15 protein-coding genes are annotated in these 10,096 nt (G+C 43.1%); all 15 read right to left on the minus strand.

The window, feature by feature from the left end:
- Positions 1-70 precede the first annotated feature (70 nt).
- Positions 71-610: a 50S ribosomal protein L5 gene (rplE, locus tag PHE24_03950; GenBank protein MDD4902266.1), complete on the minus strand. Its 540-nt coding sequence runs from the start codon at positions 608-610 to the stop codon at positions 71-73.
- A 105-nt stretch (positions 611-715) separates the two neighbouring features.
- On the minus strand, positions 716-1,051 hold the full coding sequence (rplX, locus tag PHE24_03955) for a 50S ribosomal protein L24 (GenBank protein MDD4902267.1): 336 nt from the start codon (positions 1,049-1,051) through the stop codon (positions 716-718).
- A gap of 139 nt (positions 1,052-1,190) precedes the next feature.
- Positions 1,191-1,562 carry a 50S ribosomal protein L14 gene (rplN, locus tag PHE24_03960; GenBank protein ID MDD4902268.1) on the minus strand — a complete coding sequence of 124 codons (372 nt, stop codon included), beginning with the start codon at positions 1,560-1,562 and terminating at the stop codon, positions 1,191-1,193.
- 111 nt (positions 1,563-1,673) lie between these two features.
- Complete coding sequence (rpsQ, locus tag PHE24_03965; GenBank protein ID MDD4902269.1) at positions 1,674-1,922, minus strand: 30S ribosomal protein S17; 249 nt, start codon at positions 1,920-1,922, stop codon at positions 1,674-1,676.
- Positions 1,923-2,027: 105 nt separating this feature from the next.
- On the minus strand, positions 2,028-2,231 hold the full coding sequence (gene rpmC / locus PHE24_03970) for a 50S ribosomal protein L29 (GenBank protein ID MDD4902270.1): 204 nt from the start codon (positions 2,229-2,231) through the stop codon (positions 2,028-2,030).
- 114 nt (positions 2,232-2,345) lie between these two features.
- Positions 2,346-2,756, minus strand: a complete 411-nt coding sequence (gene rplP, locus PHE24_03975) for a 50S ribosomal protein L16 (protein MDD4902271.1) — start codon at positions 2,754-2,756, stop codon at positions 2,346-2,348.
- A gap of 123 nt (positions 2,757-2,879) precedes the next feature.
- Complete coding sequence (gene rpsC / locus PHE24_03980) at positions 2,880-3,575, minus strand: 30S ribosomal protein S3 (GenBank protein MDD4902272.1); 696 nt, start codon at positions 3,573-3,575, stop codon at positions 2,880-2,882.
- 157 nt (positions 3,576-3,732) lie between these two features.
- Complete coding sequence (gene rplV / locus PHE24_03985) at positions 3,733-4,272, minus strand: 50S ribosomal protein L22 (protein MDD4902273.1); 540 nt, start codon at positions 4,270-4,272, stop codon at positions 3,733-3,735.
- Between the two features lie 134 nt (positions 4,273-4,406).
- On the minus strand, positions 4,407-4,766 hold the full coding sequence (rpsS, locus tag PHE24_03990) for a 30S ribosomal protein S19 (GenBank protein ID MDD4902274.1): 360 nt from the start codon (positions 4,764-4,766) through the stop codon (positions 4,407-4,409).
- Positions 4,767-4,868: 102 nt separating this feature from the next.
- The gene (gene rplB / locus PHE24_03995; GenBank protein MDD4902275.1) at positions 4,869-5,711 is read right to left on the minus strand and encodes a 50S ribosomal protein L2; all 843 of its coding nucleotides are present in this window, start codon (positions 5,709-5,711) and stop codon (positions 4,869-4,871) included.
- A 102-nt stretch (positions 5,712-5,813) separates the two neighbouring features.
- Positions 5,814-6,335, minus strand: a complete 522-nt coding sequence (gene rplW, locus PHE24_04000) for a 50S ribosomal protein L23 (GenBank protein ID MDD4902276.1) — start codon at positions 6,333-6,335, stop codon at positions 5,814-5,816.
- A gap of 99 nt (positions 6,336-6,434) precedes the next feature.
- Complete coding sequence (rplD, locus tag PHE24_04005) at positions 6,435-7,193, minus strand: 50S ribosomal protein L4 (GenBank protein ID MDD4902277.1); 759 nt, start codon at positions 7,191-7,193, stop codon at positions 6,435-6,437.
- Between the two features lie 40 nt (positions 7,194-7,233).
- A complete protein-coding gene (rplC, locus tag PHE24_04010; GenBank protein ID MDD4902278.1) occupies positions 7,234-7,944 on the minus strand; it encodes a 50S ribosomal protein L3 in 711 nt (236 codons plus the stop codon).
- A 512-nt stretch (positions 7,945-8,456) separates the two neighbouring features.
- Positions 8,457-8,822: a 30S ribosomal protein S10 gene (gene rpsJ, locus PHE24_04015; GenBank protein ID MDD4902279.1), complete on the minus strand. Its 366-nt coding sequence runs from the start codon at positions 8,820-8,822 to the stop codon at positions 8,457-8,459.
- A gap of 139 nt (positions 8,823-8,961) precedes the next feature.
- Positions 8,962-10,096: elongation factor Tu (gene tuf / locus PHE24_04020; GenBank protein ID MDD4902280.1), on the minus strand; the 1,135-nt coding region annotated here is incomplete at its 5' end.

Genomic DNA, 10,096 nt, shown 5'->3' on the forward strand with positions numbered 1-10,096 from the left:
ATTGAAATGAGCGGCGGGGTGGGTTTTCAGAACTATTTTTTTCTTTAAAAATTAATAAATGATAACTGTTTTATTCTTTTCTCAAAGGGAATTTCAATAATCTGAATAATTCCAATCCTGCTTGCGCGTTTTTAGCGGTTGTCGCCAGACAAATCTCCAAGCCGTGCAGTTTTTCCAAATCCCTGACTTCAATTTCGGCAAAAGGCATAATGTCCTTGAAACCGATAGTCAATCCGCCATTGCGATCAATCGATTTTGGATCAACTCCGCGAAAATCGCGGACGCGGGGCAAATAGACATTAACCAGCCTTTCCACGAAATCGTACATTCTTTTACCGCGCAAAGTAACCGACGCGCCAATAATCATTCCTTCTTTGATCTTAAAAGCAGAAACGGCTTTTTTGGCTTTATTCAACATCGGTTTCTGCCCGGCAATGATCGTCAGATTCTCTTCCACGATCTTGATCAATTCCTTATCTTTAACACTGCGTCCGAAGCCAACGTTAATTACGACCTTTGCCAATCGAGGCGCGGCCAGATCATTCCCGATGTTCAACCGTTTTTTTAATTCCGGCAGGATTTCTTTTTTGTAGTATTCTTTCAATCGCATAAATGTTTGAAATTCTTTAAATTGATTTGTTCTTTGCTCTTTGTTCTCTGTTCTTTTAAGAAAGAACAAGAAACAAGGAACAGAGAACAGTTTATATGACGTAATCTATTCAATTGATTTATTACACTTCTTGCAAATTCTCACTTTTTTCTTGATCTTTTTCCCTTCGCCAACCGTTTCTTCGATGAACTGATAGCCGACCCTGGTGGCCTTGCCGCAATTCGGACAAAGCAAAGCCAAATTAGTGATCGACAGCGGAGCGGGAAATTCAATTCTCTGCCCTTTCTCGCCTTGTTTTCTCGGACGCAAATGCTTGATCAAAAGATTCAACCCCTCAATACTGGCTTTATTGGTGTCAACAAAGATTTGCAGGACTTTTCCTTCCTTGCCCTTGTCTTTGCCGGCCATTATTCTCACTTTGTCATTCTTCTTTATTTTCATACGATATTCGTTAACGGGATATAGTAATTTTTATTGTAATACTAATCCACGAATACATACTAATATGACGAATAATTATTTAACAAGCATTCGTTATATTAGTATGTATTCGTATGACATTAGCATTACCTGTGATAATTTATAAAACTTCAGGAGCCAAAGAGGCGATCTTGGCAAAACCCTTTCTTCTGACTTCGCGGGCAATAGGACCGAAAATTCTCGTTCCCTTGGGTTCGCCTTTATCCGCATCAACGATAACACAAGCATTCTCGTCAAAACGCAGACAAGTGCCGTCTTTTCTCTTGATCTCTTTTTTAGTTCTGACAACAACCGCCTTGACGACGTCGCTTTTCTTAACCGGCGCGTGCGGAATCGCTTCCTTGACCGCGCAAGTTATAATATCGCCGACCGTGGCATATCTTTTGCCGTAAGTTCCGACAACATGAATACACTCGGCCAATTTGGCGCCGGTATTGTCAGCTACCCTTAATTGTGTCCCAACCTGAATCATATTAATCTGATGCGAATGACGCGAATTAGTCGCGAATGCTGCGAATCAATGCGAATAATTTATTAGCATTCATTTGCGGCATTCGCGCTCATTAGCGGATTCGCATCATGTTTATTTAGATAAAACTCGCCACTTTTTGTCTTTACTTAACGGGCGACATTCGATAAATTCAACCTTATCCCCTTCCTTGTACTGATTATTTTCATCGTGAACCTTATATTTTTTGGAGATGAAATAATTCTTTTTATATTTTTGGTCGCGCTTGTGGGTGATCACTTGGACCGAGATGGTTTTATCCATCTTATCGCTGGTAACTGTTCCGACAAACTTTCTTTTGCTGATTTTTTTATCTTTATTCATACGATTATATATATTTGTTGATTTGAATGTCATTTGTAGATTTGAATTTCGGATCCAAACTAATTACTTTTGATTCAAAATTCAAATTTACAAATCTGCTCAAATCTACGAATGATTTATTGTTTTCTTGTTCAAATTAAGCAAAGTCAAAACATTGGCGATAACGCTTCTCGCCACTCTGATCTCGCGGACGTTTTTTAATTGTTTATTGGCATCCTTAAAACGGGCTGATCTTAATTTTTCCCGATACTCGGCTAAGATCGCCTGCAATTCCTTTTCAGTTTTTTTGGCTAATTCTTTAAACTCCATATTGTAATTGATGCTAATCCGCAAATTGATGCGAATGCTGCGAATCAATGCGAATAACCTATTAGCATTCATTAGCGGCATTCGCGCCCATTAGCGGATTCGCATCATATTTTTTTATTCATTCGCTTTAACGAACCGCGAGGTAACCGGCAATTTATCGCCGGCAAATTTCATTCCTTCCTTGGCTTCCGCCTCGGTAACGCCTTCAATCTCGAACATCACCATCCCCGGCTTAACATTACAAACATAATGATCGACCGAACCCTTGCCTTTACCCATCGGCAGTTCGCCGCCCTTGGCCGTGACCGGCTTGGCCGGAAAGATCCGGCAAAAAATTCTGCCGCCTTTCTTGATATATCTGGTCAACACGCGGCGGGCTGCTTCGATCTGTCTCGCCGTTACCCAGCAATTTTCCAAAGACTTAAGGCCATAACTCCCAAAACTAACCCTCAGGCCGCTGGTGGCTTTGCCGCCTCTCGCGCCCTTATGGGACTTGCGATATTTTGTTTTTCTGGGCATCAACATACCTTATGTAATTTGTAGATTTGGATGTCATTCGTAGATTTGGATTATCACCTGAAATTAATTATTATCAGATTATAATCCAAATCTACGAATTGTATCCTAATCTACGAATAGTTTTGATATTTATTTTCTTCTCCCTAAAATCTCTCCCTTGCCGTCTTTATTCTTAAGATCTTTTTCAAAAACTTCACCTTTATATATCCACACCTTCACGCCGATGGTTCCATAAGTGGTCTTGGCCGCGCCGCGGGAATAATCAATATCGGCTCGAAGCGTCTGTAATGGGATCTTTCCGGAAACTAATTTTTCTTCGCGGGCGATTTCCGCGCCATTCAAACGTCCGGACACCACCACCTTGACTCCCAAGCCGCCGGCTTTTTCCACCCGGGAAATAGCTTGCTTCATCGTCCGCTTGAAAGGCATTCTCTTCTCGATATCGGCGATGATCGATTGCATTACGATCTGCGAACTTAAATTGGGGCGATCACATTCTTTGATATTGATGTTGATTTCTTTCAAGCGAAAATTTTTCAAGTATTTATTATGAACTTTCTTCTTCAATTCTTCAATGCCGTTGCCGCCGCGGCCGATTATAACTCCGGGTTTGGAAGCGGTAATGTCGAAAGAAATTTTCTTAACGCCTCTTTCGATTTTGACATTATCAACGCCGGCTTCCTTCAATTCGTTCATTAAAAATCTTCTCGTTTGCACATCTTGCCTGGTATTTTTAATATAGTCCTGACCCGTCGCAAACCAGACGGACGGCCAAGTTCGATTAATGCCTATTCGGAATATTTTTGGATTTATCTTCTTGCCCATATTTTTCTAAATTCATTCTTTCTTTTTAAATATATAATTTTACGAAAGATGGATGTTTCGATATTTTCAGCAAGATATTTGAAATTGGAAATTGGAAATTTGTATTTTCTGTCGTGATTTTTTTAATTTCAAATTTCTAATTTCTAATTTCAGTTCTTTATCCATTTCCGCTTTTGCGCTGGAACATTTTATTGACAAAACCCTTCTTGGAGGCGCCTTCTTTCTTTAAATCCTTCCCGGCCGATTCTTTCTTAATATCTTTTCCACTGTCTTTTTTAGCCGCCTTTTCCCCTTCTTTAACCATTTCCTCGAGACTGATCGGAGCTTCCACTTCTTTCGCCTTGGCCGCGGTAACGCCCGAAGCTTTAAGCTCGCCCAAAGTTATGTTAATATGACTTAATCTTCTTCGGATCGGCGTGGCGCTGCCGTGAGCCTTGGGGGTCCAGCGCTTTAACATCCCGCCTTCATCAATTTTTATTTCCTTAACAAACAAATTATTTTTATCCAACGCAAAATCATTTGCCGCGGTTGCGATCCCCGACTTAAGCAGCTTGGCGATCGGTTCAGCCGCTTTTTTATTGGCAAATCTCAATTGATTCAAAGCCGAATTGGCTTCGGCGCCGCGAATAAGATTGGCCACCAAGCGCAGCTTCTTCGAAGACATTTTCAAAAATTTTAGTTTAACCTTGATTTCCATATCGGAATATAATACTAATTTATACGAATATATACTAATTGCGAATACTTATTAAGAACTAATTCGTTATATTAGTATGTATTCGTATAAATTAGTATTACCTGCAATTGTTGATTTATAGAACTTTTAGATGTTTATTTTTTCCCTCCCGCCGCCGGCGCTTTAGCCGGGGCCGCTGCCGCCGGAGCTGCCGCCGGTTTGCCCGCTTCCGCTTCTTCCATCGCTTCAATCTTAGCCATCTTGCCGCCGTGAACGACAAATTTTCTCGTCAGAGAAAATTCGCCCAAACGATGGCCGACCATATTTTCAATAATATAGACCGGGATATGCTGTTTGCCGTTATGCACGCCAATCGTAAATCCCACCATTTCCGGAGTGATAGTGCAAGCCCGATCCCAAACCTTGATCACGGTTTTATCACCGGGCTTAAGATTCTTGATCTTCTTGATTATTCTGGGGTTGACGTACGGTCCCTTTTTTAAGCTTCTCGACATATCATTGGAGCATAGAGCAAAGAGCATGGAACATGGTGCTTCAGATAAATTTCCGATTTTCACCCTGCTCTTATGTTCTATGTTCTTATGTTCTTTGTTCTATTATTTTTCTATTCTCTTCTTTCTGCGGTGAATAATTAGATTGTCTGAATATTTCTTCCTTCTCGTCGGCACGCCCAGAGCCGGTTTGCCCCAAGGAGTTTTCGGATGCTTCAAACCGATCGGCTGTTTGCCTTCACCGCCGCCATGCGGGTGATCGTTGGGATTCATCGCGGTGCCGCGGACGGTCGGGCGGATGCCCAATCTTCTCTGGCGGCCGGCCGCGCCAATAACGATATTCATATGATCGGGATTGCTGACCTGGCCGACAGTGCAAAGACATTCTTTATTGACCTGGCGGATTTCGCTCGACGGCATTCTTAACTGCGCGAACTCCCCTTCCACGCCCATGACAAAAACCGCGTTTCCCGCGCCGCGCGCGACCTTGGCGCCCTGGCCCGGAAAAATTTCCACGCCGGAAACGGCTACGCCGGCCGGAATGAATTTGATCGGCAGGCAATTGCCGGTTTTTATCTCAATTTCTTTCTGGGAACTTAAAATTTTATCGCCGACATTCATTCCGATCGGAGCGACAATATATCTCTTTTCGCCATCAGCGTACCAAAGCAGAGCGATTCTCGCGCCGCGGCCCGGATCGTATTCAATCGTCTTCACGACCGCCGGCACATCGAATTTATCTCTTTTATAATCAACGATACGAATCGCGCGCTTCACGCCGCCGCCTTTATGCCTAACGGTTATCTTACCCTGGAAATTGCGGCCGCCGGTGGATTTCTTCGCCAATAACAAACTTTTCTCCGGCGTAGTCGAAGTGATATCGGCAAAATCATCAAAATTCAATTCTCTTCTCGCCGCAGTATTCTGTTTTACGTTTCTGATACCCATACGAAAATAATATTTGAAATTGGAAATTTGAAATTAGGTAAAAAATTCACGAACAATCTTTTAAGCGCCTAATTTCTAATTTCCAATTTCTAATTTCCTAATCTATATTCCTTCGTAGATCTGGATCGTTTTTCCGGCCGGCAAGGTAACGATCGCCTTCTTCCAATTTTTTCTCCGTCCTTCCGTTCTTCCCCGGCGCATAACTTTTCCGGCCAGCTTGATCATGTTAACTTTCAGCGGCTTAATGCCATAGGTGGCTTCGATCGCCTTGGCTACCTCGATCTTATTGCAATTATAATCAACTTCAAAGATATATTTATTGATCACTCCCATATGGCTGGCTTTCTCCGTAACTAACGGGCGCAACAGTACGCGATAAGCATTGGATTCAGTCGAAGCGCTTTTTACGACTTCTGGTTTTCCTTCCGCTTTAGCCGCGACTGGAGCAGTCACTTTTTCTTTACTCGCGCCGCCATAAAGATCCTTCATGGATTTTTTTGCCTCCGGCTTGTCCGCCGAAGCTTTAGCAAAGGGGGGTTTCGCTTTCTTGGCACTAACAACCTTGGCCGATTTTTCTTCGCCTTTTTTATTTTCTTCGATTTTATTTTTTCCAAAAATAGACATATTTACGAAAATTGAAATTGGAAATTTGAGATTTGAAATTTGAAATTTAGATTAAAGTTATTTTCTCGCCTAATTTCCAATTTCTAATTTCAAATTTCTTTACTTCTTGTACGTTTTTTCCAGCTTATCTATCGCCTTATCAGTGAATATAATATTTTTATGGCTCAGCAAATCAACGATATTGATATTTTCCAGATTTAACATTTTTACGCCGGCCAAATTTCTTCCCGAATTGACGACTTTCAAGTCCCTGGCATCGTTGATAAAAAGAATGCTTCTTCCGGTGCTTCTTGTTTTTTTGACCTTGGACTTGTCCGCAGGCTTGTCCCCCGTAGCCGTAGCGGAGGGGGAAGCTTTAACGGAGGCGGATTTCTTTTTTTCCGCGATCGTAAAATTCTTAAAAATTTTTTCTTCCCAATTATTTAAAATTCCATCCATCACTTTTGTTTTATAATCATCCAGGGTTAATTTTTCCACAATCGCCAAGCCGTTATTAGCCGCTCGGTCGGACAAAACCATAAACATCGCTTTGCGCTTGGCTTTCTTATTGATCTTCTTGGAAAAATTGCGGTCGGAATTGGGGCCGAAAATTATGCCGCCGCCTTTCCAGAGCGGAGAACGGCTCGAGCCGACTCTGGCCCGGCCGGTTCCTTTCTGGCGCCACGGTTTCTTGCCGCCGCCTCTCACTTCGCTTCTGGTCTTGGTATGCGCCAAAACCTGGCGCTCATTAGCCATCTGGGCGGTAACCGCTTCATTGATCAATCCCGGATTGGATTTAACGGCAAAAATCGCGTCAGAGACTTCCTTCTGTCCCTTAGCTTCGCCGTTTTGATTGTAGACGTTTAACTTTATCGCCATATCTTGAAAAACAAATTTTTTACTTTTTACTTATTACTTTTTACTTTTTTTCTGCCTCCGCCGCAGCTTCGGCCGGCTTAATTTCTTCTTTAACGGCAACAGCGGGTTTGCTGGCGACAATATCTCCCGCGCCTTCAATCAACACTAACCCATTTCTAGCTCCGGCAATTCCGCCCTTGATGTATAAAATATTTTTTTCCTTATCAATTTCAATAATTTCCAAATTTTTGGTGGTGACCGTTTCCGTGCCCATCCGTCCCGGTTTCTTGGTGCCCTTGAAAACGTGGCCCGCGCCGGTCGCGCCGGTAGAACCGGGCATTCTCAATTGATCCTTATTGCCGTGCGATTTGCGGCCGCCGGAAAAACCGTGTCTTTTGACTACGCCCTGGAAACCGCGGCCTTTGGAAACGCCAGTCGCGGCGACCTTATCGCCGATGGCAAAAGCGCCGACGTCGATTTTGTCGCCAATCTCCAAGGCCGACTTAGCGTCAACTCTGAATTCGCGCAACCAAGCAAAATTATCATCAATCCCTTTGGTTTTAATATTTTTCAAATGACCGATTTGCGGCTTGTTGGTATTCTTTTCTTTCTTTCCGCCAAAACCAAGCTGAACTGCCTGATAGCCGTCCTTTTCGGTTGTTTTAACTTGGGTGACATAACAAGGCCCGGCCTGAACAGCAGTCACGCCCGCGACATTTTCTCCCTGCCAAAGCTGGGTCATCTCAATTTTCTTACCGATAATAAACTTCATATTCTAGTTAACTTAATTTGTTCCGTACTTACTGACAGAAAGAGCAAAGAACATCGAACAAAGAACATTTTAAAATAAGTTGCTCTTTGTCCCGTGCTCTATGCTCTTTGTTTTATGTTCTTTCTAAAACAAAAATTGACCTTTCAACAAATGGTCAATTTCACAAAAAATGACTAAGATAATGATAACTTATTATCGAAAATTAGTCAATATTCAATTTTGTGCTAACGTTTGTTGATATTTTCTCCTCAATTAGTCATTTACTATCATTTAAACACTTTCCCCGGAATTAGTTGATTAGTTAATTAGTCACTTAGTTTACAATCTGAATAACCCCTTCAGATATTCAGCTAAATCACTAGCTAACTTCTTAACTTCGGGGAGTTGAATAAATAATAATCCTTGACGTATGTATCTATAAAAAACTTACTTGATAATTTATCGGCAAAAAATTAATTAGTTTAAAATATTTTTTTACCACAACTAATTAACCAATTAACTAATCAACTAACCTAGACCATTTTAATTTCCACATCCACGCCGGCCGGAAGATTCAAATTGGTCAGATCCTCGACGGTTTTGGCGGTCGGTTCGACAATGTCGATCAATCTTTTGTGGACGCGCATTTCATACTGATCCCGGGCGTCCTTGTTCACAAAGGTCGCGCGGTTAACCGTATATTTGATTTTTTCGGTCGGCAAAGGAATGGGCCCAAAAATCTTGGCATTGCTTTTTTCCACGGTATCAATGATCGTCTTGGTGGACTTATCGATTATTTTATGATCAAACGCTTTGATCTTGATGCGGATCTTCTGTTTGACTTCTTGTTCCGCTTCAACCGCTTTTTTCGTCACTTTTTTAGCTTTGGGTTCAGACATGTAATTAATATCATCGAGCAAAGAACAGGGAGCAAAGAGCATTTTGTTTTAGTCTTGTTCTTTGTTCTTTTGTTCTTTGTTCTTTTTTAAATGGATTTAGCCTCCCTCCCCAAAAATTTGAGGAGGGATAAAAATTCACTTACTTAATGATTTTCGAAACGTTGCCCGCGCCCACGGTTTTGCCGCCTTCGCGAATGGCAAATTTCATTTTTTCTTCCAAGGCGACCGGAGCGATCAGCTTGATCTTCAAGCTGGCCGTATCACCCGGCATCACCATTTCAGTTCCGGCGTTCAATTCTACTTCACCGGTCACGTCCGTGGTTCTGATGTAAAATTGCGGCTTATAGCCTTTGAAAAACGGTTTATGGCGTCCGCCTTCTTCCTTGGTCAAGACATAGACTTCGGCTTCAAATTCAGTGTGCGGAGTGATTGAACCCGGTTTGGCCAAAACCATGCCGCGCTCGACTTCTTCTTTCTTGGTGCCGCGCAAGAGAATGCCGGCGTTATCGCCCGCCCGGCCTTCGTCTAACGACTTGTTGAACATTTCAATGCCGGTGACCACCGTTTTCTGGGTTTCACCCAAACCGACGATCTCGATATCTTCGTTGATATGGATTGTGCCCCTGTCGATCCTGCCGGTCACGACCGTGCCGCGGCCTTCGATTGAGAAGATGTCTTCGATCGGCATCAGGAACGGTTTGTCCACGTCTCTTTTGGGTTCCGGGATATAAGTATCCAAAGTCTTTACCAGTTCAAAAACTTTTTCTCCCCATTCGCCGGTCGGATTTTCCAAAGCTTTCAGCGCCGAACCGCGGATGATCGGAGTGGTGTCGCCCGGGAACTCATATTGTTTCAGGAGATCGCGGATCTCTTCCTCGACCAAGTCGATCAATTCTTTGTCCTCAACCATGTCGCACTTGTTCAGGAAAACGACGATGTAAGGCACGCCGACCTGGCGGGCCAAAAGGATATGTTCTCGGGTTTGCGGCATCGGACCGTCGGTCGCGGCCACTACCAAGATCGCGCCATCCATCTGGGCGGCGCCGGTGATCATGTTCTTCACATAATCGGCATGACCCGGGCAATCGACGTGAGCATAATGCCTGGTTTCAGATTCATACTCGACGTGCGCCGTGTTAATGGTGATGCCGCGGGCTTTTTCTTCCGGAGCCGAGTCGATCTGGTCAACGGTTTTGTGCGAAGTGGTAAAACCCTTCGCGGTCAAAACCGCCAGAATCGCCGCGGTTAAAGTTGTCTTGCCGTGGTCAACGTGG

Source organism: Patescibacteria group bacterium, assembly GCA_028707065.1.
In the GTDB taxonomy this organism is placed as follows: domain Bacteria; phylum Patescibacteriota; class Patescibacteriia; order Patescibacteriales; family WJLG01; genus JAQTUZ01.

What these genes read in the sequence shown, in the direction of transcription:
- rplE (MDD4902266.1), bottom strand. Translation starts at nt 610, where the DNA reads ATGCGATTGAAAGAATACTACAAAAAAGAAATCCTGCCGGAATTAAAA.
- rplX (MDD4902267.1), bottom strand. Translation starts at nt 1,051, where the DNA reads ATGAAAATAAAGAAGAATGACAAAGTGAGAATAATGGCCGGCAAAGAC.
- rplN (MDD4902268.1), bottom strand. Translation starts at nt 1,562, where the DNA reads ATGATTCAGGTTGGGACACAATTAAGGGTAGCTGACAATACCGGCGCC.
- rpsQ (MDD4902269.1), bottom strand. Translation starts at nt 1,922, where the DNA reads ATGAATAAAGATAAAAAAATCAGCAAAAGAAAGTTTGTCGGAACAGTT.
- rpmC (MDD4902270.1), bottom strand. Translation starts at nt 2,231, where the DNA reads ATGGAGTTTAAAGAATTAGCCAAAAAAACTGAAAAGGAATTGCAGGCG.
- rplP (MDD4902271.1), bottom strand. Translation starts at nt 2,756, where the DNA reads ATGTTGATGCCCAGAAAAACAAAATATCGCAAGTCCCATAAGGGCGCG.
- rpsC (MDD4902272.1), bottom strand. Translation starts at nt 3,575, where the DNA reads ATGGGCAAGAAGATAAATCCAAAAATATTCCGAATAGGCATTAATCGA.
- rplV (MDD4902273.1), bottom strand. Translation starts at nt 4,272, where the DNA reads ATGGAAATCAAGGTTAAACTAAAATTTTTGAAAATGTCTTCGAAGAAG.
- rpsS (MDD4902274.1), bottom strand. Translation starts at nt 4,766, where the DNA reads ATGTCGAGAAGCTTAAAAAAGGGACCGTACGTCAACCCCAGAATAATC.
- rplB (MDD4902275.1), bottom strand. Translation starts at nt 5,711, where the DNA reads ATGGGTATCAGAAACGTAAAACAGAATACTGCGGCGAGAAGAGAATTG.
- rplW (MDD4902276.1), bottom strand. Translation starts at nt 6,335, where the DNA reads ATGTCTATTTTTGGAAAAAATAAAATCGAAGAAAATAAAAAAGGCGAA.
- rplD (MDD4902277.1), bottom strand. Translation starts at nt 7,193, where the DNA reads ATGGCGATAAAGTTAAACGTCTACAATCAAAACGGCGAAGCTAAGGGA.
- rplC (MDD4902278.1), bottom strand. Translation starts at nt 7,944, where the DNA reads ATGAAGTTTATTATCGGTAAGAAAATTGAGATGACCCAGCTTTGGCAG.
- rpsJ (MDD4902279.1), bottom strand. Translation starts at nt 8,822, where the DNA reads ATGTCTGAACCCAAAGCTAAAAAAGTGACGAAAAAAGCGGTTGAAGCG.